This window comes from Thermochromatium tepidum ATCC 43061 (assembly GCF_009664085.1).
In the GTDB taxonomy this organism is placed as follows: Bacteria; Pseudomonadota; Gammaproteobacteria; order Chromatiales; family Chromatiaceae; genus Thermochromatium; species Thermochromatium tepidum.
The window spans coordinates 1,496,414-1,521,719 of sequence record NZ_CP039268.1; the positions used below are offsets into that span (position 1 = coordinate 1,496,414).

General features: G+C 63.5%; 20 protein-coding genes. 5 read left to right on the forward strand and 15 right to left on the reverse strand.

The genetic code is table 11. The annotated features are described in order from the left end of the window. Positions 1-28: 28 nt before the first annotated feature. The 5 genes from E6P07_RS06835 to yoaA form a co-directional block, all read right to left on the reverse strand. Positions 29-571, reverse strand: a complete 543-nt coding sequence (locus tag E6P07_RS06835; RefSeq protein WP_153974918.1) for a hypothetical protein — start codon at positions 569-571, stop codon at positions 29-31. Between the two features lie 21 nt (positions 572-592). Then, entirely contained in the window at positions 593-3,958 is a 3,366-nt protein-coding gene (locus tag E6P07_RS06840) for a GH36-type glycosyl hydrolase domain-containing protein (protein ID WP_153974919.1), read from the reverse strand. A gap of 18 nt (positions 3,959-3,976) precedes the next feature. Then, complete coding sequence (locus tag E6P07_RS06845; RefSeq protein WP_153974920.1) at positions 3,977-7,066, reverse strand: discoidin domain-containing protein; 3,090 nt, start codon at positions 7,064-7,066, stop codon at positions 3,977-3,979. A 665-nt stretch (positions 7,067-7,731) separates the two neighbouring features. Next, positions 7,732-8,775, reverse strand: coding sequence for an HDOD domain-containing protein (locus E6P07_RS06850; RefSeq protein WP_153974921.1), 1,044 nt, complete (start codon positions 8,773-8,775; stop codon positions 7,732-7,734). Beyond that, a complete protein-coding gene (yoaA, locus tag E6P07_RS06855) occupies positions 8,772-10,709 on the reverse strand; it encodes a DNA repair helicase YoaA (RefSeq protein ID WP_153974922.1) in 1,938 nt (645 codons plus the stop codon). The genes E6P07_RS06850 and yoaA overlap by 4 nt, the downstream gene beginning before the upstream one ends. A gap of 188 nt (positions 10,710-10,897) precedes the next feature. Between yoaA and cysC the strand changes: the two genes are divergently transcribed. The 5 genes from cysC to E6P07_RS06875 all read left to right on the forward strand — a co-directional run bounded on the left by cysC (position 10,898) and on the right by E6P07_RS06875 (position 14,064). Beyond that, positions 10,898-11,578 carry an adenylyl-sulfate kinase gene (gene cysC, locus E6P07_RS06860; protein ID WP_153974923.1) on the forward strand — a complete coding sequence of 227 codons (681 nt, stop codon included), beginning with the start codon at positions 10,898-10,900 and terminating at the stop codon, positions 11,576-11,578. A gap of 6 nt (positions 11,579-11,584) precedes the next feature. Beyond that, on the forward strand, positions 11,585-12,100 hold the full coding sequence (locus tag E6P07_RS06865) for a metallophosphoesterase family protein (RefSeq protein ID WP_153974924.1): 516 nt from the start codon (positions 11,585-11,587) through the stop codon (positions 12,098-12,100). Between the two features lie 131 nt (positions 12,101-12,231). Then, positions 12,232-12,390 (forward strand): hypothetical protein, encoded by a 159-nt coding sequence (locus E6P07_RS13640; RefSeq protein WP_170286791.1) that lies wholly within the window; start codon positions 12,232-12,234, stop codon positions 12,388-12,390. 73 nt (positions 12,391-12,463) lie between these two features. Then, on the forward strand, positions 12,464-12,781 hold the full coding sequence (locus E6P07_RS06870) for a hypothetical protein (protein ID WP_153974925.1): 318 nt from the start codon (positions 12,464-12,466) through the stop codon (positions 12,779-12,781). Positions 12,782-13,098: 317 nt separating this feature from the next. After that, the gene (locus tag E6P07_RS06875) at positions 13,099-14,064 is read left to right on the forward strand and encodes an L-threonylcarbamoyladenylate synthase (protein WP_153974926.1); all 966 of its coding nucleotides are present in this window, start codon (positions 13,099-13,101) and stop codon (positions 14,062-14,064) included. 204 nt (positions 14,065-14,268) lie between these two features. On the opposite strand, the gene E6P07_RS06880 is transcribed toward E6P07_RS06875, so the two are convergent. The 10 genes from E6P07_RS06880 to E6P07_RS06925 form a co-directional block, all read right to left on the reverse strand. Next, positions 14,269-14,778 carry an FKBP-type peptidyl-prolyl cis-trans isomerase gene (locus E6P07_RS06880; protein ID WP_153974927.1) on the reverse strand — a complete coding sequence of 170 codons (510 nt, stop codon included), beginning with the start codon at positions 14,776-14,778 and terminating at the stop codon, positions 14,269-14,271. 14 nt (positions 14,779-14,792) lie between these two features. Beyond that, positions 14,793-15,143 carry a hypothetical protein gene (locus E6P07_RS06885; RefSeq protein ID WP_153974928.1) on the reverse strand — a complete coding sequence of 117 codons (351 nt, stop codon included), beginning with the start codon at positions 15,141-15,143 and terminating at the stop codon, positions 14,793-14,795. Between the two features lie 304 nt (positions 15,144-15,447). After that, the gene (gene aprA, locus E6P07_RS06890) at positions 15,448-17,310 is read right to left on the reverse strand and encodes an adenylyl-sulfate reductase subunit alpha (RefSeq protein ID WP_153974929.1); all 1,863 of its coding nucleotides are present in this window, start codon (positions 17,308-17,310) and stop codon (positions 15,448-15,450) included. Next, complete coding sequence (gene aprB / locus E6P07_RS06895) at positions 17,310-17,792, reverse strand: adenylyl-sulfate reductase subunit beta (protein WP_153974930.1); 483 nt, start codon at positions 17,790-17,792, stop codon at positions 17,310-17,312. The genes aprA and aprB overlap by 1 nt, the downstream gene beginning before the upstream one ends. Before the next feature lie 44 nt (positions 17,793-17,836). Next, positions 17,837-18,664: an adenylyl-sulfate reductase gene (locus E6P07_RS06900; protein ID WP_153974931.1), complete on the reverse strand. Its 828-nt coding sequence runs from the start codon at positions 18,662-18,664 to the stop codon at positions 17,837-17,839. A gap of 27 nt (positions 18,665-18,691) precedes the next feature. Continuing rightward, the gene (sat, locus tag E6P07_RS06905) at positions 18,692-19,879 is read right to left on the reverse strand and encodes a sulfate adenylyltransferase (protein ID WP_153974932.1); all 1,188 of its coding nucleotides are present in this window, start codon (positions 19,877-19,879) and stop codon (positions 18,692-18,694) included. Positions 19,880-20,040: 161 nt separating this feature from the next. Then, positions 20,041-20,868, reverse strand: a complete 828-nt coding sequence (locus E6P07_RS06910; RefSeq protein ID WP_153974933.1) for a tetratricopeptide repeat protein — start codon at positions 20,866-20,868, stop codon at positions 20,041-20,043. 34 nt (positions 20,869-20,902) lie between these two features. After that, entirely contained in the window at positions 20,903-23,317 is a 2,415-nt protein-coding gene (gene mrcB / locus E6P07_RS06915; RefSeq protein WP_153974934.1) for a penicillin-binding protein 1B, read from the reverse strand. 115 nt (positions 23,318-23,432) lie between these two features. After that, a complete protein-coding gene (locus E6P07_RS06920; protein ID WP_211363081.1) occupies positions 23,433-24,221 on the reverse strand; it encodes an ABC transporter permease in 789 nt (262 codons plus the stop codon). Further along, complete coding sequence (locus tag E6P07_RS06925) at positions 24,218-25,147, reverse strand: ABC transporter ATP-binding protein (protein ID WP_153974935.1); 930 nt, start codon at positions 25,145-25,147, stop codon at positions 24,218-24,220. The genes E6P07_RS06920 and E6P07_RS06925 overlap by 4 nt, the downstream gene beginning before the upstream one ends. Positions 25,148-25,306: the final 159 nt, after the last annotated feature.

A 25,306-nucleotide genomic window follows, 5' to 3' on the forward strand; every position in this document is an offset into this window, starting at 1 on the left:
GCCGCCTGGACAAGCACGCCGGTCTGTGTCAGTCGGCCTCGACATAGTAGATCCAGGCGTCCTGATCGACCTTGAGGTCGATCAGGCTGCCGTTGCGCACATCGAGATGGAGATAGATCGGTTGGCCGGCCTGGACCATCAGTCCATAACCGGACGGAAAGCTGATAGAGGTGTTGGTGATGTTGGAGCCGAGATAGGTGCTGCCCGAGGTCGCACCATAGTCGAAGAGCCCGGGTCCGGCATACTTGGCGCGGAAGATACAACCCCTGGAGTCGTCTCCGGCGCACTGATACATCTCGGGTCGGGTGCTCAACTCGATGTCGGCATAGAGATCGATATCGGCCTGTTCGGCGACCGAGACGGCCAGGATGGCGATCGCCTTCCTCGGGGTCCAGGAGCCGGCGCGATCGGTGTGACAGGTCTCACCGCGCCGGCACAGACCGGTCGTGGCCTTGATGACGGCGACCTGTAGCGGCTTGATGTCGCCGGCGCGCGACAGACCGAAGGGTGGCAGTGAGCCGATGAGTGCCGCGGCGATCAGGGGACGCGCGCGTTTGACAGTCAGGGACATGGTCGATCCTTATCGATTGGCTTAGGAAACAGGCGAGGCGCTAAGCCTCACCCAAATGGAATGGCGACCCGAACCAGCGGTCAGCCGGGCACGCGCGGCGCCGTCCAGGATATTCAGGGGTTTGCCGTCGAGCGTCGCTGCGACCACTGACCCGCCGCGTCCGTTATCCACCGTGATCTCGCACTCGGTCACCCCGTCGGGCAGACGGTAGCGCACACGAAAGCCTGGCCAGCTCGCCGGGATACAGGGACGGATCACCAACTCGCGTCCGTTCTCGAGCCGCACACCCAGGATGGATTCGAGCGCCACCCGATACCACCAGCCTGCCGAACCCGTATACCAGCTCCAGCCGCCGCGACCCACATGGGGCGGCTCGGCATAGATGTCGGCAGCGATCACATAGGGTTCGAGCCGGTAGCGCGCGACGTCCTCGGCGGTTTGGCTGTGGTTGATCGGACTGAGTCGTACCAGCCAGGGTGCCGCCTGGTCGCACCAGCCGAGCTTGGCCAGGGCCGCGACCGCCCAGCAGGCGGCATGGGTGTACTGGCCACCGTTCTCACGCACCCCGGCGACATAGCCCTTGATATAGCCGGGGTCGCGCGGGGTGGTGACGAAAGGCGGGGTCAGCAAGCGGATCAGCCGATCCGATTCGCTGGCGAGCTCCCGCAACAGCGAATCGAGCGTCTGCTCGGCGCGCTCGCGCGGCACTGCGCCAGAGAGCACCGCCCAGGATTGTACCAGGGCATCGATCCGGCACTCGGTATCCGACGCTGAGCCAAGCGGTGTGCCGTCGTCGTAATAGGCGCGACGGTACCAGGCACCGTCCCAGCCCGCGCGCTCCAGGGCGCGTTCCAGATCCGCCTGATAGGCACGATAACGGGCCTGGCGCGCCTGATCGCCGCGTCGTTCGCACAGCGGCAGGAAATCGGCGAGCACCAAGTACAGGAAGAACCCCATCCAGACGCTCTCGCCGCGCCCCTCGCGCCCGACACGGTTCATGCCGTCGTTCCAGTCGCCGCTGCCCATCAGCGGCAGACCGTGCGCGCCGCGCGTCAAGGAACGATCGATGGCACGGCAACAGTGGTCATAGAGGTCACCGATCTCGCCGCTCGGCATCGGGGTCAGATAGTCTTCGTCCTGTCCGGGCGCCAAGGCGGGTGCAGTGAGATAGGGCTGGATCTCGTCCAGGAGGGCGAGGTCACCCGTTACCCGCACATACTGGGCGGTGACATAGGGTAGCCACAGCAGGTCGTCGGCGAAACGGGTGCGCAGCCCACGCTCGAGCGGCGCCGGGTGCCACCAATGGAGCACATCGCCCTCGACGAATTGGTGTGCGGCTGCAAGCAGGATCTGGGCGCGCGTGATGTCCGGGCGGATGACGGCAAGCGCGGCGGCGTCCTGGAGCTGGTCGCGATAACCATAGGCACCGCCGGACTGATAGAAGGCCGAGCGGGCCCAGATCCGGCAACCAAGTGTCTGGTAGAGCAGCCAGCCGTTGATCAGCAGATCGATGGCCGGCTCGGGGGTCTCGACCTGGAGGCGCGAGACCAGGGCGTCCCAGAAGGCCACGGCCTCATCGAAGGCCGTGCGGATGGTCGCCGGATCGGTGTAGCGTCGTAACAGATCGTTCAGTTGCGTCTCGCTCATCGCCTCGCCGAACAACCAGTCGCAGGTCAGACTGGCGCCCGGCTCGAGCGCCACCGTGAGACGTTGGGCGAAACAGGGATCGCGCATCCTGCCCTGGCGTCCGTCGAGCCGTCGTCCGGGTTCGAGCGCCACCGGATCGCTTGGATCACGATGGCGCCCGATGAAGGCGAGCCGGTCGGTGGTGAACTCGCGCGCCCTGACCGAGACGCCCGAGAGGTGCGCCGCCGCGAAGACGATGCCGCCGGCAAATTCACCCGCCTCTGGATTGATCGCGCGCAACAGCCCCGACTCAGGCTCGATCGCCGTGACGATGGCGCGGCCCGAGGATGGCTGCTGGCCCATGACCAGACGCTGATAGCCGACCAGTGACAGATGCCGCGTACTGGTTCCGGGATTGGTCAGACGCAGTCTGAGGAGGCGCAACGGGTCATGGCGCGGCACGAACAGGGTCGTTTCCTGCGAAAGCCCGGCATACTGGAGCAAACAGCGCGTAAAGCCCAGTCCATGCGTCACCCGGTAGTCGGCTGGGGCCGGGCGCGGCCCGGGGAACGGTGACCAGGACTCGCCGGTCGCCTCGTCGCGCACATAGAGCGCCTCACCGTGCGGGTCTAGGACTGGATCGTTCGACCAGGGTGTGAGCCGGTTGACCTGACTGTTGCGCGACCAGGTGTAGCCCGCGCCCGACTCGCTCACCAGACAACCGAAATCGGGATTGGCGAGGACATTGATCCAGGGCTGCGGCGGACGGCGATGACCGGCGGCCCCCTGATATGGAAGCCGGATTTCGTAGCAGCGCCCGTCGGCGGAGAAACCGCCATAGCCGTTGAAGAACCTCAGGTCCGGGGCGGACTCGGCCTCAGACGGGGCGCAGGGATCGGGCTCGGGACTCACCGGATCCAGAGCGGCGCTCGGATGCCGCCAATCACCGTCCAGCAGGTCCAGCGCCGCTGCCCGCTCCCAGGCGACCCCGGTGAGCCAGGTCAGTTCGACCTCGGATCCAGGTTGGAGCACGACCCAGGTCCGCAACGCCAGGATGGGGTCGAGTACCGCACCCAGGGTACCAGACAGGGTATCGGTGCCGGGTGAGAGCGCCGCCGGATGCGCCAGGCGGCGCCCGCGACCGATGAAACGGGCGCGATCGGTCTCCCATTGCCTCCCCTCGCCCCCGATCAGGGTCTGGATCAGCCACGGCCAGGACTCGTCCTGACGGCGGGCGCGGCGCCGGGCAAGCAATGCCCCGCTGGCCGGGTCGCGTTCGGTCTGGACAAAGAGCTTGGCGAATGCCGGATGCGCGGCATCGGCCTCGGCTGGAAAGAGCACCACCTCAAGATAACTGGTCAGCTCCAGGCGCCGCACCCGGTCCGAGCGATTACCGAGGCGCACCTGGCGCCGTTCCAGGTCTTTGCTCGGATCCAGGCTCAGATCGAGCCTCAGTGCGATCCCCGCATCCTCGCGTGCGAGCCAGAACCGCCCGTCCTGCTCGCCGGTCTGGTAGCGGTCGGGCCTCGCCCGGGTCGGCTGGTAACCGAGCGACCAGACCGCACCCGAGTCCAGGTCGCGTACATAGAGCAGGCTCCCGAGGTCGTCTTCGACCGGATCCTGGGTCCAGCGGTTTAGGGCCAGTCCGTTCCAGCGCAGCTGGCCGGCGCCCGAATCCGTGATCACGACCTCGAGCGCCCCTCGGGTCAGTCGATGCAGGGTCGGTTCAGGCCCGTCGGGGGCAAAGGGCTGTCGATCCATGTCGATCGCCTCTTTGAGTCAGCCGAGCAGCGCGACCTCGGCCGGCAGGGTCATCAGATGGGCCGCCGTCGCATTGAAATCACGGCTCGGCTCACCATCGATCGTGACGGATGTCAGCGGTCCGGGCAGCGGCGGGGCCAGCCACAGACCGCCAGGTGGCAATCGCAGTTCCCCGCCGACCTGGATCCGCACCGCACCACCCTCGAAGCGCGCGATCTCCAGATCGAGCCGACCATAAGCCGTCGGCAGACGGCGCACGCGGATCTCGCCTGACTCCAACCACTTGGCCGGCAAACCGCCAGCGATCACAAGTGAGCGATCCGAGGCACGCTCATAGACGAAGAGATCGCGGAACACCAGACAGTATTCGGCCCCGATCCAGGCATGGGGCAGATCGCCCTGATGGCCAGGTGACCTGGGGTCGCGCCAGGTGATCTCGGGCCACTGGTTCCAGACCGGGGGCCGGCGCTCGGCGAGATAGACCTCCAACAGCTCCTGGGCCTCCGCGCGCCACCCGAGCCGGATCAGGGCGCCGATGATCCGGATCTCATAGGCGGTGTAGTTGACCCAGTGCACGGGGTCTGGTCCATGGATGGCGCGAAAGCGCTCTATGAATCGCTCGAAGGTGTGTCGCACGGCCGCCGCCGGCAGGCGGTGGGACTCGTCGATCAGGGTCAGTGCCATGGCGGTCGAGGTCGGGTCGTGATCGGCCCACTCGACCGATCCAGGCAGGAAATCGATGCCGCGCTCCTCCATGACCCGATCCAGTGACAGATAGAGGGCGGCGCTGAAATCATCCCGCAGACGGGCGAAGTGCGCGGCGCGCTCGGTGTCGCCCAGCACCTCGGCCAGCTCGACGGCATCCTTGAACCCACGCAGCGCCCAAAAGTCGTCCCAATACGAATGGACCGGATGGGCCAGATAGCCCTCGTGGCTCACCGACTCGGGCAACAGACCCAGACAGGCGCGGCGCTCGGGTTCCCGATCGCGCGGGGTGAGATGCTCGGCACGCAACGGCTCCAGATAGGCGACGGCCTTGCAGACCGCCGGCCAGCGTGACTCCAGACGCCCCCGATCCGCACCAAACCGCCAACACTCGGCGATGGCAAAGATGAACTGGCCCGGGCTGTCATGTTCGACCAAGGGGTCCACCCCCTGCCGATCGACACAACAGGGCACCCGACCGTCCTCGCCCTGGAACTGGGCATACCAGTCGACGAATGATTCTGCCTCCTCGGTCAGGCCGAAACGCAGGAGCGCCGCCACCATGACGGCGCCGTCCCGGATCCAGGAGCGTGCATACCGGCGCGGTCCGGGCTGGAGTGCAGGACCGTCGCGATTGATCAGGATATGCGCCAGTGCGCCCAAGCAGCCGTGCCAAGGGTCGTGCACAACCTCCGGTAGGTGCAGCTCGACGGCACCGAGTCGCTGCGACCATTGATCGATCGCGGCCTTCAGACGCATTTCGATGCCGCCCGCCGCGCCCCTCAATTCGATCGGATGCGCATCGCCGCGTTCGCCCAGAGGCGCGGCGATCCAGACCTCGCCATGAGCGCCGGGCGCGACGTTCAGATCGAAGCGCAAGGCCGCAGAGGCAAGGCCGAACCCATCCTCGATCGCCTCGACCTCAGGCAGATTTCCGGTCGCGATCGCCTCGACGATCGGACCCTCGTCGAAAGTCATGGCCCCAAAACCGGACGGCGTCGAGAGCGGAACCAAGGCCAGCCTGTCATCGACCCACACTTCGCCCTGTCCCAGGGCGATCCGGTGGATGCGTGACACCCCGCCGATGTCTCTATGTCCCTGCCAGGGCGGCGAGACCTGAAAGGGGCGGATCAGGGTATAGAGATCCGCACTCAAGGGCCCAGTCCCCCGGTTCTCCAGCCGGTAGCGGATGAACAGCCACGCCCTCCCCGGCGCGCCCTGAGCAAAGGCCGTGGTCTCGAATACCAGGTCCTCGGTATTCCAGAGCGAACGCGGGATCGGCAGCGGCGGCTGGAGCAGCGAGGGCTCGACAGTGCAGTCGGCCCAGGTCAGCCGTTTGCCCCGAACGCACAGCAGTGGCTCGATCGCATGGCCGGCACGCGCGACCTCGATCAGCCCGTCCTCGTTGAACAGTGCCGGGACCGTGCCGTCCGGGATGTCGATCGCGGTCCAGTAGGTCTGTTCGCGATACAGCCAGCGAGGATAGAGGCCACAGGGTGACTGTTCGGCCAGATGGTGAAAGAAGTCGGCGATGGAGCGGGCGAAGGTCTCGGGCTTGAGTTCGAGACCGACCAGACCCGGGGCCGGCTCACCCTCCCCGGCCTCCAGTCCGAGCCGCAGGAACCGTGAACAGCCATCTGGCAGATACACAGGACTGCAGAGACCACGCGAGCGGGGCGCTGCATGCAGGGGCCTCCAGGTCTCACCATCGTCGCTGGCCAGGATCTCGAAGGCGTGCGGCCCGGCCCCCTCCCAGTGCAGGATCAGGGCGCTATAGTCGCGCGGTTCATGGAAATCCAGTTCGATCCAGGCCGGCAGGTGCGCGGCACACCAGGCCGTATCGGATCGCCCATCCAGGACGCAGCCCGCCTCCTGCCCGGGCTGTTCGCTGGAGGCGCGGACGCTGGGCGGCTGCGAGGGCGTGCGATCCTCAAGCCGCAGATCGGCGATCCACAGCCGCCCACACCCGCCCGGACCTGCGGTGATGGCGAGCTCGATGGCCCCGACCTCGGTCGGGGCACCGCCGCCGGCTGGCCCCCAGCCGAAGGCGATCGCGCGACTGCCGATACGCAGCTCGCGCCAGTCCGAATCGAAGTCGAATGACTCGTCGCGAAAACGCCAGACGTTCTCGCCGCTGGGATCGATCAGCTTGAACTCGAAGACATTGGCCGGGGCCTCGGCACGCACGTGCATGAGCAGGGCAAAGCTGTCGGGCAGGCTCAGAGACAGCGCCCGACGCGCGACCACGAACCCCCCGCCCTCGCCGAAGTCGAAGTCCAACCGCAGCGCGCGACCCCCGCCTTGCGGTCCAACATCGGCGGCCAGGTCGAGACGCGCCTGCCCCGAAACGACGCTGGACCAGCTAGAGAGGTCACTGAAATCGTCCAGATCCAGGATATGCATGCAGTCACTCCTCGGCGATGGGGTACGCACCCGAAACCCGCCGACATGGCGCTCCGGCGGGCGGTGGAATGCCTCTCGGCAACACGGGCGCTAGGCTATACTGGGCGCGGCCCAAAGTCATCCGATGGTCGCATCGTTCCGACCGATGCCCGAACCGTTCCATCAGACCGACTCATTTTTCTCAGACAGCAACAAAGCTGACGTCCCGCTTCAGGACGGACCATCCGGAAGGATGGTCCCTGGCCGCATTCAGATCCCGATCTTGGCTTGTGCCGCAGACCGGGCCAATCTGCGATTGGCTAAGCCCTTCTTCCAGCGCGACAGCCCCCCGGGACAAGCGCCGCCGGCAAGACAGCAGCGCCCGCTGTGGCTTGGGGCCGGCGCCCTTTTCTCCCGTCGAACGCCGTGCCCACCTCAAGACGCCGATCAACCCGGCCCTCAAAAAGACGTGGATCGCGCCTTACGGCGCTCCTACAGACCCAACTAACCCAAGGATCGCCCGTTGCGGGGCACGCTCTTGGAATAGATCGCCTGCCGGTTGTTGGGGTTGAGCGCGATCTTGTGGGCGATGATCATTGGTTTTCGGTTTGAATGCAGGCAAAAACGCAAGAGTACGAAAGAACGAGCAAGTCTTAAAGGTTGCTCTAACCCCAGGGTCGGGGCGATCAGCTCGATCCATCGAGCAAGAGTCGACGATAACAGGGTTCCGACATCAGGGGCTGGGTATCCAGTTCATCTTCGGGAAGACATCTCTTTTCGACCAGGAGACTCAGTTTGGCATATTGATCGGCGATGGCCAGGATCGCACCCAGCCAAGAACGCGCCGCATTCGGCTCCGGATTGGCCTGCTCGTCGATGGCGCGGATGATGCCTTCGGGAAAATCCCATTCCTTGATGATGCGGTGCGAGGTCTGTCTGGATCGCTCGATGAAGACGGCATAGAAGGCGCGCGAATTCGGGATCAGATCGCGCGGACTTGCAAGCACCTGATCCATGAGCCGAAAGCCGACCATGAGACCCACATTCGCGACCAGCCCGGCTAGATAGGCCGAGAACACATCCTGATCGCGATGCTCGGCCAGACAGTGGCAGACTAAGGCACAGCGTTCGGACTGGGTCCAGACGCGCCCGGCAGCCAGATTGGTGAAATGTCCAGATTTGAGATTAAAGATCGGATAGAAGGCCACGCGCGCGATGATCTGATGGAGTCCGTCGCGCCCCAAGATCAAGACCGCCTGTTCGATGCTCGAGATCTTGTGCGCGCGCCGATAGTAGGGACTGTTGGCCACGCGAATGACTTCCCCCACCAGCACCGGATCCTTGGCGATCTGGCGCGCCAACTGCGCGCCGGTCATGGTGTCGTCCTTCAGACTGCGCATCAGTTGCGGAATCACCATCGGCAGGCGCGGAACCAGGGTGGAACTTGACTTCTGGCCCGTGACCAGTTGCTCGAAGGCGTCGAGCACGCGACTCTCGGATGGACTCAGCGGCCAATCGGTTAAGGCGTCCAGATCGAGCAGCCAGGGATAGAACCAGGGATCGATGCTGATCGTCGGTATACCCAGATCGAGTGCCTCCGCGTTCGACTCAGGATCGCCTTTGGGTTCGACGTCCTCGATCGCATCGGAGACATCGCTCGTCTCTTCGAGCGATACCTGCGCCGGCTTGCCGTGCAACAGACGAGCGAACAGATTGCTTAAAAAACTCATAGAGTTGATCCATCTCGGTCAGGCCGGTCATCGCAGGCGAAGAAACACAGGACCTGCTCGATGTCGCGCGTCCGGGCCATGGGCGGCAGGCTGTCAAGAAAGGTCCGACCATAGGACTTCGACAGCAGCCGCGGATCACAGACCACCAGCACGCCGCGATCCTCGGCCCCGCGAATCAGACGCCCCGCCCCCTGTTTGAGCGCAATCACAGCGCGCGGCAGCTGATAGTCCCAAAACGGATTGCCGCCGGCTCGGCGCAGTGCCTCGATGCGCGCGGCCAATACCGGGTCCCCAGGCGAGGCGAAGGGCAGCCGGTCGATGAGCACACAGGACAGGGCCTCGCCGCGCACATCGACCCCCTCCCAGAAGCTCGAAGTCCCGAGCAACACGGCATTGCCGAGCCGACGGAAGCGCTCGACCAGCTCGGCGCGCGGCGCCGTGCCCTGCACCAGCAATGGATAGCGGATCCGCCCCTCCAGGCCGGCGGCGACCTCGCGCAGCGCGCGATGACTGGTGAAGAGCAGAAAGGCGCGACCGCGACTGGCCTGGATCAGTTCACACGCCAGCTCCAGGACGTGCCGATTGTAGTCCGGCGCGGCGGGCTGAGGCATCCCGCCTGGCACAAACCAGAGCGCCTGACGGGCATAATCGAATGGACTGTCCCAACGCGCCGTTTCGGCACCCTCGATGCCAAGCTGACGGGCGAAGTGCTCGAAGCTGTCGCCGACGGCCAGGGTGGCCGAGGTCAGAACCCAGGCCGTGCCCGGGCGCCCGATGCGCCCGCGGAAGAGATCGGCGATCTCCAGTGGGGTCTGGTGCAGTCTGAAACCGCGTCCGAGCGTCTCGAACCAGCGCACACGATCGGACGAAGCGCCGGTGGTGATCTGCATGAGGCGCTGGAGCTGATCCAGGGCGCGTTCCAGACAGGCATCCAGGCCCTTGCCGCGCCCGGCGACGGTTGTGAGCGCCTGGATCAGGTCCCGAAGTCGATCCCCAAGCGTCAGGATTGCCGCCGACACCGAGGTGTCGGCCTCCAGCGCGTGCCAAGGACCGCGCCGGTCATGCTCGCCCAGCGTCAGACGTAACTCTTGAGTCGCCTGGCGCAAATGCGTCACCCGATCGCGCAGTACAGGCATGTCTAGGGCGTCGCGGAGTGCCTCAAGCTCGGTGTCGTGCGCCAGATCCAGGAGCTGGCGGCTGGTCAGGCTGATGCCGAAGAAACCGGTCGCGATCTCGGGGAGCTGATGGGCCTCGTCGAGGATGAAGCCGTCGGCACCGGGCAGGATCTCGCCAAAGCCCTCGTCCTTGAGGGCCAGATCGGCGCAGAAGAGATGGTGGTTGACCACCACCAAATCGGCGGTCTGGGCCGCGCGCCGCGCGGCGACCAGATGGCAGCCATCCAACTCGGGACAGTCTTGACCCAGACAGTTATCGGTGGTCGAGGTCACCTCGGGCCAGATGGCCGCGTCCTCAGGGATCGGCAGCTCGGCGATGTCGCCGCTTTGGGTGACGCTCGACCAGTCGCGGATCCGTTTGAGTTGGCGGCATGTCGGACCCTCGAGACGGGCGCTGTCGGCCAGGATCAGGTTCAGGCGATGGCAGCACAGATAGTTGGCGCGGCCCTTGAGCAGTGCTGCGGTCACGGGCACACCGAGCGCGTCGCGGATCAGCGGCAGGTCGCGATGGAAGAGCTGATCCTGAAGATGGCGCGTCCCGGTTGAGATCACGACCTTGCGCCCTGAGAGCAGCACCGGGACCAGATAGGCGAAGGTCTTGCCGGTGCCAGTGCCGGCCTCGCAGATGAGTACGCCGCCGGAACCGAGGACATCGGCGACCCGCTCGGCCATCGCCAGTTGCTGAGCACGATAGGTAAAACCTGGGATCTGGTCGGCGAGTCGTCCGGCGGGGCCGAGGATGTGGGCGAGGTCTGTCATGATCTCAGGCGTCAGCGCGGGTTTGGAGCACACTCCCCCTGTGGTATTTCCGCCGGCCTGGATCAGGGCATCATGATTTCATGGTCCTGTCAATAGGGACGATGATTGACAATGTGTTGGCGCGGGTTTGAGAATGCCGCACGGCCGTCCGCCTGGCCGGGTTCATTCACCACACACAAGGATTCCGCATGACGTCCGATCTCCATCTGACCTGGCACGAACACCGTGTTTCGCGCGAGGATCGAGAACGCCTCAACGGCCATCGCGGTTGTGTCATCTGGTTGACAGGTCTAAGCGGCTCGGGCAAGAGCACGCTGGCCAATGCGCTTGATCATCTATTGTTGGAACGCGGCGTCAGGACAGTCGTGCTCGATGGGGACAATGTGCGTCATGGCCTCAATGCCAGCCCAGAGCGGCTGCGCGAGACGCACGGCGAGGAGTTCGCCCGGCGTTTCGGACTGGGCTTCAGTGCGATTGATCGCGAGGAAAACATCCGACGCATCGGCGCGGTCGCTCAGCTCTTCTGCGAGGCGGGTATCATCGCCTTGACGGCCTTCATCAGCCCCTATCGGATTGACCGTCGGCGCGTCAGAAACAGCATGCGCGAGGGTGACTTCATCGAGGTCTTCGTCGACACGCCGCTCGAGGTGTGCGAACGACGTGACCCCAAGGGGCTGTACAAGAAGGCCCGCGCCGGTGAGATCAAGCACTTCACCGGTATCGACGACCCCTATGAGACACCGGAATCCCCGGAACTCGTCGTCAAGGCCGACGGCGAACGCACGCCACAAGCACTGGCCGAGGACATCATCGCCTATCTCGTCGGACGCCAGATCCTGCCACCCCTGGACTCGAACCCGACAGACTGAGGTTTTATGAAAATCTGCATTGTTTCCGACAGCCATGATCGCGGTCCCATGTTGGCGACCGCCATCGCCGAGGCCAAGACGCGCGGGGCCGAATGTGTGCTGCATTGCGGCGATCTGATCGGCACCAATACGCTGCTGGCCTCCCTCAAGCTGGGACTGCCGATCCATGTGATCCACGGCAACAATCTCGGCGATCCGGTCTCCATCTCGCGTCTGGCCTGCGGATCTGGAGGACAGCTCCAGTATCACGGCCATGATGCGGATCTGATGTTGGCAGAACGCCGGATCTTCATGACCCATTATCCGCACATCGGCGAGGCATTCGCCTGTGTGGGCAATCACGATCTGGTCTGCTGTGGGCACAGCCATGAGCCGGAGATCCGTTGTCTGGACAACGTGAAGGGCGGCAAGACCTGGCTCGTCAATCCTGGCACCGTGGCTGGTCTCGGCGCCCCGGCGGCAACCTGGATCTTTGCGGATCTGGCGGCGATGCGCTTCGATCTCCAGGAGCTCGAACGTTAACGACTCGGTGGCCTGCACAGGTTTCCGTGGGACTTGACAGGCCAGGGATCTGCCGTGATAGTGCATGCACCCATGTCTTTTAAGATCCGTATGGACACATTGGCCCATCACTCGTCACAAGGTCAGCACTCATGAGCGAACAAAAGACCCGCCCTCAGGTTCCGGATGGCCGCAGCCGATTCGTCCTGACCCGTCAAAAACAACCGAATGAAAAGGGCTTCGTCGGTTATGAGGTCATTTGGGACTCGTTCCAAAAAGAAGTCAAGTATCAGACCCCGAAGCGTCCCTGAGACTTAAAAACGGGCCCTTTGAGCGGAATGCGGCGAGAAACGTCGCATTCCGCGATTAGGGTTCGCTCGAATCATGAAACTGATACTGGACAGTTCAACCTTCAACGATCTGCAGGCCAGGTTCACGGCTGAGATCGTTACCCGAATCAAGATCAAGCTTCAGGAAGCTGCTATCGAGTCAGATAGGCTCGAAGACCTTACGGCAGAGATCGCCTTGAGCATTGCTGGTGTCATTGACGATCTCGCCGGGATTGACTCCGATGGCGTCGAGGTACACCCCTATCTGACCTTTCGCACCGACGATGAAACACTCCTCCACTGGGGCGAGAACGCCTATACCCATGAGCAGGTCTATGGCGCCATGAGGAAGCTGTTTCAGCGTTCGCCTTGAACATCCTGTTCAAGAAGCCCCCGCCCCCAGCGGCAAATGCCGTTCAGGGGCCAAACGAACTTCTCTGCCCGCAACACCACGACCTCGGACACAAACAGAAATCATGCCGTAGTGCCCTTGGCAACAGGCCTGCGGGTGATCGGCGATGGCCCTGGAGGTTACGTCAGCGCCGATGACCTCGAGGCGGAGGGTGCCGTGTGCTGTTCATGAGCCGAGTCCCCGGGTCAATGCAAAGGCATGCCGCGCCAGGGCATGATCGAGCGGTCTTCAACATCCCGGTCGGCGGCGAAACGGCACGATGACAAGGTATCCCGATCATGTTGTATCTCACTTCCAGCCCGGAAGACCTGACCACGGCAGCGAACCTGCTGCAAGCGGGCGAATTGGTGGCCCTCCCCACCGAGACCGTCTATGGTCTGGCAGCCGATGCGAGCAATCCCGAGGCCGTGCGCGCGATCTTTCTGGCCAAAGGCCGCCCCGCCGATCATCCGCTGATCGTGCACATTGCCGCGGCCGAACAACTGTCTGCCTGGGTCGCTGCCGTGCCAGAAGCCGCCTGGCGACTGGCAGCGGCCTTCTGGCCTGGACCCCTGACCCTGGTCCTGCCGGCAGCACGGACCGTCTCGCCGCTGGTGACGGGCGGCCAGACCAGGGTCGCGCTGCGCGTGCCCGCCCATCCGGTGTTTCAGGCCGTATTGAAACGACTCGGTCCAGAACGCGGGCTGGCCGCGCCATCCGCCAATCCATTCGGCCGGATCAGCCCCACCACCGCCCAGCACGTGCAGCGCCATTTGGCGGGCAGGATCGCGGCCGTCGTCGATGGCGGCCCCTGCCCGGTCGGGATCGAATCCACCATTGTGGACCTCAGCGGCGACCATCCCCGCCTCCTGCGGCCCGGTCGGATTACGGCGGAGGCCCTCGCGCCGCATCTGCCCCGACTCCTGACCACAGACGCGACCGCGCCTCGTGTGCCCGGTATGCTGGACTCGCATTATGCGCCAAGCAAGCCTTGCTACCGGATCCCGATCGATCTGCTCGATCTGCACCCAAGCCCGTTCCCGGACCAGCGTCTGGGACTCATCGCGACTCGTCCCCCCGACTGGCCGGTCGCGAGGTTCTGGCCGATGCCTGCCGTCCCAGAGGACTATGCCTCGATGCTCTATTCGGTCTTGCACCAGGCCGATGGCAGCGACTGTGACGTCCTGTTGATCGCCCTGCCACCCGAGGACCCGGCCTGGATCGCCGTACATGACCGGATCCGCCGCGCGGCGCGTTCACTGTAGCGAGGCCGGTCTTGCCACGATGCCAGCGCCGTCCTCTCCACAGGCTTGACATTTTCTAGGGAAACGCTGATTTATGCCATTCTTGGCAAAACCTTATCCGTAACCTATTGATTTTGTAGGAGCGGCTTCAGCCGCGATTGAGAGACTTCAAGCCCTCGGCTGCTAGGATCGATCGGCAACATCCGGCCAGTTGAAGCCCTGGGATCAGATCGGTCGCGTCGGCGATCCGCCGATGTCTGGAGCCTGCTCCAGCGGCCCACCGGCGGCGATCTCCTCTGGCGTCGCCGCGCGCACGCTCTGCACTTGCAGCTCGAAGACGACCTGTCGACCGCACAGCGGATGATTGCCGTCGAGCGTCAGGGTCTTGTCGTCCATGCGGGTCACGAAGAAGGTCTTGGTCTCGCCCTTCTCGTTTTCCATCAGGATCTGCAGGCCGACTTGGCGATATTCCTCGGGAACGTTTTCGATCAGATCGGTGATGACGAGCGATTCGTCCCGTACCCCATAGAGTTCGCTGCAATCGATCGGAACCGAGATCGTCTCGCCCACCGACTTACCTTCCAACTCGGCCATGATGCGCGGATCCAGCACCGAGTTGCGGCCCTGGACATAGCCCAGCGGAAACTCGACCGCCGTCAAGACGACCCCTGTCTTCTGATCGAGGATGCGATAGCTCAGTTCGACGAAGCTGTCGTCGCGAATGGTCTGTTTCATCGTCGGCTCAGGGCTCAGAAGATCGAGGCGGCAAAGATCCGCACCTCGCCATTCTCATAGCCGAGCACCATCCGGCCCAGCCACTCACCGTCCTTGACCTTGCAGCGAACGCGATAAAGCGCCGTCACATGCTCGCCGCGCCGGATGAGCCCGAGAAAGTCGCGCTCCTCGACCAGATTCCGCGCCAGCTCACTATGCGCGAACTGTTTGCCCATCTCGACCTCATTGAGACCAAGCAGCAGATTGTAGGAGAACTTCTTGATGAACTTGCCGTAGTCGCCCTTGTTGGAATACTTGACGAGATCGTCCCACAGGGGGTGCGCGATCGCGATGATCTCTTCGTCGGTCAGATCATTGATATTCATAGCATCATCAAATCGTCTTCAAGCCACGGCATTTTAGCCCTCGGAAGGGGATCAGCGCAGGCGCGCTGACCATCCTACGAATCTGTCATAGCGTGGCGGGTCATCTCTGGTAATCCGCCGTGATCCAGGGCCTGGCTGACCCGGCGCGGCAATCAGCCGCTTAAGGCCCAGGCCGGGCCTTGGACCGGTCTTGGCGTTGCCCCAAAAGACCAGGGTCGGGTATTTGAGGGCCGGATGAATAAAAGAACTGGGCCCCCGGTAGCACCGAGGGCCCAGATCCTATCTCAAGGCGAACTCAAGCCACTCAGTCCTCGACCAGATGGTAGCAGGGTGCCTTTTCCATGGTGTACTCGCCGGTCTCGGGATCACGACGCGACACCGTCAGCACATGCCAGTTCGCGTCATCGACCTTCATGGCATCGCCACGATAGTAGTAACCCGGCCAGCGGGTCTCCTTGCGGAACAGGGTGTGCTGCAAGACCGCCTCGGCGGTGAGCTGGCGATGCTTGAGCTCCCAGGCGCGCAGCAGCTCGTGGATATTTTCGGCCGCCAGCTTTTCGAGGTCCTCTTCCAAGAGCTTCATTTTCTTGAGACCAATGTTGAGCAGATTCTCATTGGTCATGTAGTTGACGGTCACGCCGCCGCAGTACTCGTCCATCAGCTTTTGCAGGCGATCCAGGCCCTGACGCGGGTTGATGTAGTTCGGGTTGACCGAACCGGCGGTGATCTCGTTGCGATAGATCCGGTAGTGCTCGAGCGGTTTGTAGATCTCCTTGCGCCGACGCTCGATCTGCTCGTCGGAGACGCGAATCCCCTCGGCCTTGCCGTCGTCGATGTATTTGCAGGCCGCCTTGGCCGCCAGACGCCCCTCGGTGAAGGAACCGGACGAGAAGGCGTGCGGTGTGCCACCGACCGCGTCACCGGCACCAAACAGACCCTCGACCGTGGTCATGCGGTTATAACCCCAGAAATACTCGGGCGGCGAGACATCCTCTGGGCCCGAACACCAGGCCCCGCAACCGGTCGCGTGCGAACCCATGACATAGGGCTCAGACGTGGTGAGCTCCGGATTCTCGTTCTTGGGATCCACATCGGTCGCGGCCCAGAGCACGGCCTGGCCGACGGTCATGCCGAGGAAGTTGTGCCAGCCGATCTCTTCCAGATGCGGATCCTGGAAGGCCTCCATGGTGACCATGTGGATCGGCCCGCGACCGGCGTTGACCTCGCTGATCAGCGCATGGTTGCGCAGACAGGTGGGGATGGGTCGATGGGTGAGATGGAAGGAGTCCGGATCCAGATATTCCTTGCCGACCATCTCCTGCAACTGTGGCCACCACTTGGACTCGTATTCCTCGCCCAGACCGTTTTGGGTATAGGTCTTGAGATGGAGGAAATAGGCACCGACCGGGCCATAGCCGTCCTTGAAGCGCGCCAGCACGATGCGGTTCTCCATCTGGGTCATCTTGGCGCCGGCACCGATCAAGAGGCCATAGGCCGAGCCCGAGGACCAGGGGGCATACCAGACGCGACCCGCACCCTCGCCCACCGAGCGCGGCTTGTAGATGTTGGAGGCCCCGCCGGCGGCGACGATCACGGTCTTGGACTTGAAGACGTGATAGTTGCCGGTGCGCACATTGAAGCCGACCGCGCCCGCGACCCGGTTGGGCTTGCTCTCGTCCATCAGCAGATGGGTGACGCAGATGCGGTTGAAGACCTTGTCGGCCGACTTCTTTGCCGCCTCGGCGACGATCGGCTTATAGGACTCACCGTGGATCATGATCTGCCAGCGACCCTCGCGCTGATAGGCGCCGGTCTTGGGGTTGCGCATCAAGGGTAGACCCCATTCCTCGAACTGGTGCACGGTCGAGTCGACGTGGCGGGCCATATCGAACAGCAGGTCCTCGCGCACCATGCCCATGAGGTCGATGCGGGCATAACGGACGTGATCCTCGGGTTTGTTTTCGCCGAAGCGGGTGCCCATGTAGCAGTTGATGGCATACAGACCCTGGGCCACGGCGCCGGAGCGATCGATGTTGGCCTTCTCGGCGATGACGATCTTCTTGTCTTGGCCCCAGTAGCGGGCCTCGAAGGCCGCGCCCGTGCCGCCCAGACCCGCGCCGACGACCAGAATGTCGATGTCGTCCTCGATGATTGTCTTGTAGGCCATCAGTAATACACCCCCGCCTTCATCTTCAACCCTGCCGCCTCGAGCGTATGCAGACCGCCGTCATCGAAGCGAATGTATTTGGGCTCGTTGAACAGCAACTGGCTGTCGCGCATCTCTTGCGAGGGCGCCGGCACCTCTTTGAGGTTGGGCGTGGCCTGACCCCAGGGTTTGGTGGTGATGGGGGCGAGCAGGTTCATGTCCTTCTCGCCGTTGCGGAAGATGATGCGCCAGGCGATGACGCCCTTCTCCTCGTCGCGGCGCACCCGCACCGAATGACCCAGTGGGGCGAAGTCGGCATAGCCGCGCACGTCGATAGCGTTTTGTGGACAAGCCTTGACGCAGGAGTAGCACTCCCAGCACATGTTGGGCTCGATGTTGTAGGCACGCCGGATGGTCGTGTCGATGTGCATGATGTCCGATGGGCAGATATCGACGCATTGGCCGCAGCCGTCGCAGCGCGTCATATAAACGAACGTTGGCATTCGTGTGATCCTCTTCTCTCTCGACTGTGTTCAGCGTGGCGGGATCAATAATGGGTCGGCGCCTCGCGCTTGATCCCCAGGCCCATGTAGGGCGGGTTGTCGCCCATGTAGGTTGGGATGTCCGGATAACGCTGCTTGACCTCGGGATTGCTCAGGTCCTCAGGCAGCTCGGGCAGTTTATCCAGTGAGCCGTCGGCCTTGGCGATCTTCTTCTGGAAGGCGGCGGCAGGCTTGTAGAACATGTGCGCCAGCTTCGACCAATAGACGGTGCCAAACAGGGTGGTGGCAGCAGCGATGAAGAGCGCAAAGACAAGCATCGAGCCCAGCAGTGACCACACCAGGGCCAGGGTCGTGGTCAAGAGCAGCGAGACGATGAACAGGTCCGCCAGATGGACGTCCCACCAGGGATGACCTTCGGAACGCACGTCGACGCGGATCTTGAACCAGAACCAGTAGCCGCCGACACAGACCGACAGTGCGCCGAGGTGCCAGAGCAAGGGCAGGATGAAACCCGAGCTCTTGTCCTCCACCCCGAAGATCAGGAGCGCGGTCGTCACCACGAAGATGACGAAGCCGTACATCATGAGCAGGTGCGATTTGCGCCGGTCCGGATTCTCGAACTCGCCCGAGGCCAGGACCTCGTTGGCCAGGGTGCTGACGGCGATACCCAGCTTCTCGGCAGTGCCGACCTCACGCTTGGCCAGTTTCTTGAGCGACTTGCCTTTCTCGAAGAAATACTCGGCGCTCCGTTTGTGTTTGATGTCGAGCAGGGTACCGCCAATGACCAAAAGGATCATCAACACGACATAGCCCTGCATGACGGACGGTGGGATGACCGCCGAAAGCTCGGCGAAGGGGTTGCTGGTAATCATTTCATTGGGCCTCCGGTAGGCTAAGACTTAAGGGAGCGATTGGTAGTAGTCCATGAGGATTCGCGCAACCTCGGGACGGGAGAACTCGGGCGGTGGGGCCTCGCCCCGTCCGAGCATCTCGCGCACCCGGGTCCCGGATAACTGGATAAAGTCATCCGGTGTATGGTCGGGGGCGTCGCGCATCATCACGACCCGTCCAAGCTTCTTGGAGTAGGCCGTGTTGTCGGCGCGGAAGATCTCGATATCGAGCGCCCCGGGCGGCACCTCGCGATCGAAGATGGTCTGGGCATCAAAGGGCCCGTAGTAATCGCCGACACCGGCATGATCGCGCCCGACGATGAAGTGGGTCGCACCCATGTTCTGGCGGAAATAGGCGTGCAGCACCGCCTCGCGCGGTCCAGCATAGAGCATGTCGAAGCCATAGCCGGTCACCATCACGGTGTTGGGTGGGAAATAGAGCTCGGCCATGGCGCGGATGGCGGCATCGCGCACCGGGGCCGGGATGTCGCCCGGCTTGAGCCGACCGAGCAGCATGTGGATGACGACCCCGTCGGCCTTGACCGCCGCCATCGCCATCTTGCACAGCTCCTCATGGGCGCGATGCATGGGGTTACGGGTCTGAAAGGCGACGACCCTCTTCCAGCCGCGTTCCTGGAGTTCGTGGCGGATCTCGACCGCGGTGCGGAAGGTGTCGGGGAAGTCGGTCTGGAAATAGGAGAAATTGAGGACCTGGATCGGTCCGGAGAGGGCGATGCGTCCCTGGCTGTTGAAGGTCTGGACGCCCGGATGCTTTGGATCCGTGGTGCCATAGACCCGCTCGGTCATCAGCGTCATCTGCTCATCTGAGACCGGCTCGATGGCGTTGACATCCATGACCGCGAGCACCGGATGGCCCTCGACGTTCGGGTCGCGCAGCGCGATCCGTGTGGCACCGGCGAGGGTGTCGGCCGACTCGACCAGACAGAGCAGCGGCACCGGGAAGAAGCGGCCATCGGTCAGGGTCATCGACTGCGCGACGCTGAGCGCATCGGCTAGATTCATGAAGCCCTCGAGTGGGCTGAAATACCCGGCGCCCAACATGACGGCATTGCCGGCGGCCTGGGAGCTGACGATCACCGAGGGCAGGGACTCGGCTTCGTGGGCGAGCCGATGATGCTCCTCCGGATCATAGACGAAACGCGGCCTGAGTTGGTCAGACCCGACTGGCTTGATCATGCACGAACCTCCTTCGACAGAGGGTGAAGACGCCACCGGATGCTTCAGTCACCCGCCAGGGTCGCGGAGGGCATGAAACAACCGTCGTTCGGGCGGGAAAAATACCAGAAAAGCTACGACTTTGTGAAACGTCTTTTAGCCGATCCTTATCGATGTCAGTCTCAATTACCTCCTGCGCGTTGCTCGGCCTCACTCGCGGCCGCCAGGTCTCCCGAACGGCGCCTGGACTCGGCGATGATGCGCCAGTTGTCGCGTTTGAGATCCTCCCTGTCGCCCGCAAGATCATTGGCACGCGAGGCCAGATTGCCGGCCTGGGCCGCCTGTCCCTGCTCCAGCCGAACGCGCGCAAGCCGGTTCCAGAGATAGGCCTCACGTGGAGCGATGCGCAGCGAGCGCTCCAGTGAGGCCGCCGCGCCGGCATAGTCGCCTGACTGGCGCTGCTGCTCGGCTTGAGCGGCCAGCTTGGCGGCGGCTGGCGGCAGATTGGGTGGTGCGGCAATGTTCGAGGGCGGCAGGGCCCGCACGGGCGGCGGGGGGGGCGGTGTTTCGCTTGCAGGCAGGACCGAGCGCGGATCGACCTTGGCAACCCGCTGCTCATCCGGACGCGGCGGTGGTACGGCAGGCGACGTTGGCGGCACACTAGGCGTCTGAGTCGGCGGAGGTTGAGTCTGGCTGACAGGCGCAACTGGCTGGATATCAGGTGCAGGCGCTGGGACCCTCTCCTGAGGTGCCGGCGGCGTGACCGGTTCAGGCGCCGTGCTCGGATCCTGGTAGGCATAGACCTGAGTGGTACGCTTGACCGGGGGAGTCGTATCCTCGGGTACTCGCGGCGGTTTGGGGGGCGACTGGAGCGGACGGACGGTCTGATCCGCACGCGGCGTCACCTGAACAATAGTGGCCGGTGGCCCCTCGCGCGGCCCCATGGAGCACGCGCCCAGGCCGATTGAGACCAGCAAGGAGACGAGCAGAAATCGATGCAAGGGTTTCATGAATCAGTCGCCTCGAACTCTCTTTATGTGGAGATTAGCGGTCGAAAAAGTCGCTCATGAAATGGTTTTCTGTGCGTTTGGGTTTGGGCGGCGGTTCCGGTGGTCGGACCGGCGCTTCAGTCGCCACGGATTCGTCGCGCGCCGTCGTCCGCTCGTCGCCCGCGGACGAGGCGCCGCGCGCCTCCGAACCCTGACCGCCGCCGCATCTGGCCGCCCCCTTGGCGCTGTTGCCGATATAGGGCACATTCTTGTGCCCGCAGGCATCGACCAGCACCACACCCTCGGGCGGGGTCTCGGGCAAGGGCTCGTTGTCGAGCGCCAGCATGAAGTCGCCCCATACCCGGAGCGCCCCGGCCCCGCCCGTCAGCCCCATCGGCTTGTAGTCGTCGCGACCGACCCAGACCACAGCCACCTTGTCGCCTGAAAAACCGGCAAACCAACTGTCGCGCTTCTCGTCGGTGGTGCCTGTCTTGCCGGCCATGGTCATCCCCTTGGGCAACTGATCGCCAAGCCACTTGGCCGTCCCATGCGTGACCACCCGCTGCATGGCCCAGGTCGTGAGATAGGCGGCCCTGGGATCGACCACGGCCTCGATGGCGAGCGGATAGCGGTTGAGTGGACGGCCCTGGGCGTCGACCACCTCGCGGATCGCGCGCAAGGGGGCGCGATAGCCGCCGGCGGCGATGGTCTGATAGATCTGAGCCACCTCCAGGGGCGACATGGACACTGCGCCCAGCAGCACCGCAGGCACGACCCGGATACGACGCTGTGCGCCCATCTTGTAGAGTGTATCTACGACATTTTTGACACCGATGCTCAGACCCAGGTTGACCGTGGCTAGGTTCAGCGAGCGGGCCAGCGCGCTGTGCAGCTGTACCGAGCCGTTGACCCTGCGATCATAGTTCTTAGGCTCCCAGCGCTTGTTGCCGTCGAACAGGCTGACGGGGGTGTCTGAAAGACTGGTGGTGAGGGTGTAGCGCTCCGGTTGCGACAGGGCCGTCAGATAGATCGGCGGCTTGACCAGCGAACCGATCGAACGCACCGAGTCGAGCGCGCGGTTGAAACCGGCATAGCCCGGCTCGCGCCCGCCAGCGATGGCCAACACCTCCCCCTGCGCGACCGAGGTCACGACGGCGGCCGCCTCCAGGCTTCCGGCCTTCATCCGATGCTGCCTCTCCAGCTCGTCCAGTTTCTTAGACAGCGAACGCTCGACGGCGGCCTGTACCACAGGATCGAGTGTGGTGAAGATATTCAGCCCCTCGGAACGCAGATCCTCGTCGCGATAGTCGCGCTGGAGCTGGCGACGCACCAGCGAGATGAAGTCGGGATAGTGCCCGGCTGGACGCCCGCCGCCGTCCTGGATCCCGAGCGGCGCACGTTTGGCCCGTTCTGCCTCGTCTGGACTGATGACGGCGTCACGCACCATGAGATCGAGGACCAGATCGCGGCGCGCCTTGGCGGCCTCCGGGTTGCGGCGTGGATCCAGACTGGAGGGCGCCTGGATCAGCCCCACCAGGAGGGCGACCTTGGGCGCATCGAGTTCATCGAGCGGCAGATTGAAGAAGAATTGACTGGCCAATCCGAAGCCGTGGATGGCACGGCTGCCATCCTGGCCCAGATAGATCTCGTTGGCATAGGCCTCGAGGATCTCGTCCTTGCTGTAGTGCAGCTCCAGCAAGACGGCCATGTAGGCTTCCTTGATCTTGCGCTCGAGTGTGCGATCGGCGGTGAGATAGAAATTCTTGACCAGCTGTTGGGTCAGGGTACTGGCACCCTCGACCACGGCACCGGCTTGAAGGTTGCTCACCACAGCGCGCAGGATGCCCTTGGGATCGACGCCAGGGTGACGTTGGAAGTTGCGATCCTCGACCGCCATCAGTGTCTTGACCAAAAGCTCGGGCAGGTCCTGACGGCGCACCAGGACCCTGTCCTCATTGTGGGTCGGATAGATGCTGGCGATCAGCATGGCGTCCAACCGCACCAAGGCCGGATCAGCACCGCCATCGGCGTCGGTTAGGGTCTCGACCTGACCATCGGCGAAGGTGATGTTCAGGTGATGCTCTGGCTCGACACCGTCCCAGAAGCGGAAGGGGCGCGTCCAGACCTCGAAGCGATCGCCCAGACGCTGATACTGGCCCGGATTGCGCGGCGACTCGACGGCGCGATAGTTCAGGCGCTCGAGTTCGGACTCAAACTGATCAGGACTCAGACGCCGCCCGGCGTAGAGCTCGAGCGGACGAGCCCAGACGCGCGCGGGCAAGGCCCAGCGCTGCCCCTCGAACTTGCTGCGTACCACACGATCGAGATGGATGCCATAGAGGACCACGGCCAGGGTCGCCCCGAGCATCAGGACCAGCGACCAGCCGGCGAGTACATGCCCAAGCCACAGGCCACGGCGTTTGGGTGAGCGTCTCCGGCCGCGCGCGCCGGAGCGACGATTGGATGTCACGGATGATTGACCTGCACGAGCGGGTTCGGATCACGAAAACGAGCGTTCGCGTATCCGTCAATGGAGGTTTGGTCTCGAATTATGACACATCGGAGGCCGGGATCGACGGAATCCCTCAGGTCTTGATACCCACGCCCCGGCGCAGCAGGCTCAAACTATAGGCCGTTAGCATCACGATGAACACCAGGATCATGCCGAACGCCAACCCGAGCGGGATATCGCTGACCCCAAGCAGGCCGTGGCGGAAGGCATTGACCATGTAGAGCACCGGATTGGCCAGAGAGACGCGTTGCCAGAACTCGGGCAACAGATCGATCGAATAAAACACCCCGCCTAGATAGGTCAGGGGCGTCAGCACAAAGGTCGGTACGATCGAGATGTCGTCGAAGCTATTGGCATAGATAGCGTTGATGAAGCCACCGAGCGAGAACAGCGTCGCGGTCAGGAGACAGATCAGAACGGTCAGGAGCGGATCATGAAGGTGGATCTCGGTGAAGAAGAGCGCCACCAGCATCACAGACGCGCCAACCGTTAGACCACGCGCCACACCCCCGGCGATATAACCGGCCAGGATCACCCAGTTGGGCGCGGGCGAGACCAGGAGCTCCTCGATGTAGCGCGAGAACTTGCTGCTATAAAACGACGACACCACGTTGGAATAGGAATTGGTGATCACGGCCATGAGCACCAGTCCGGGGACGATGAAGTCCAGATAGGCGAACCCGTCCACGGTGCCGATACGCTCGCCGATCAGACGCCCGAAGATGACGAAATAGAGCGTGGTGGTGATGACCGAGGGCAAGATCGTCTGCACCCAGATGCGCGAGAAGCGCAGTACCTCCTTGCCCAGGATCGTCTGAAAGGTCACCCGATAACGGCGCCAATCGTCCAACCGACTCCTCATCCCTCGACCTCCAAGCCGCGCCGGTCGACCAGCTCCAGGAATAGCCGTTCGAGCCGGTTTTGCTTGTTGCGCAGGCTGATGACCTCGATGCCGTTGCGTGACAGCGCCTCGAAGAGTCTGTTGATGGTATGCTCGCGACTCATCTCTACTTCCAGGGTACAGTCGTCCAACGCCTGGAGCACAAAGCCACCCAGCTCCGGCAACTCTGACACCCGCCCCTTGAGGTTGAGCACGAAGGTCTCGGTGTGGAGCCGGTTGAGCAGCACCGCCAGGCTGGTGCGTTCGGCGATCCGACCACCGTCGATGATGGCGATATTGCGACAGAGGCTCTCGGCCTCTTCCAGATAATGAGTGGTGAGGATGATGGTCGTCCCCTGGGCATTGAGGTCGCGCAGGAAGGACCACATCGAGCGACGGATCTCGAGGTCAACCCCGGCGGTCGGCTCGTCGAGGATCAGGAGACGGGGCTCATGGACCAGGGCACGTGCGATCATCAGCCGGCGCTTCAGTCCGCCTGAAAGCCGGCGCATCTCGGTATCGCGCCTGTCCCAGAGGTCGAGCTGGCGCAGATAACGCTCGGCCCGGGCCTTGGCCAGGGGGCGCGGGATCCCATAATAACCGGCCTGATTGAGCACGACCTCGATCACTGGCAGGAACAGATTGAAGTTGAACTCCTGTGGCACCAGGCCGATGCAGGCCTTGACACCCTCCGGATCGCGATCCAGATCGTGCCCGAACACCGAGACCCGGCCCGAAGTCTTATTCACGAGTGATGAGACGATGCCGATGAAGGTCGATTTTCCGGCCCCATTGGGTCCGAGCAGGGCGAAGAAATCCCCCTCCTCGACCTGGAGATCGACGCCCTTGAGTGCCTGGAAACCGCCGCGATAGACCTTGGTGAGTTGCTGAACGTCGAGTGCGAACATGGAGTGGTCAGTGGTCAGTGATTGGATCCACGGCCATCGAGCGCCTCAACCCGAGGCGAGCAGTCGAACCGAAAGACGCGCAAAGAACGCAATAGGGTTGCAATGGAATTCGTGGAGCCTGGGGTGCTGCTGTCGGCGGTCGCGCACGGCTCGGCTACA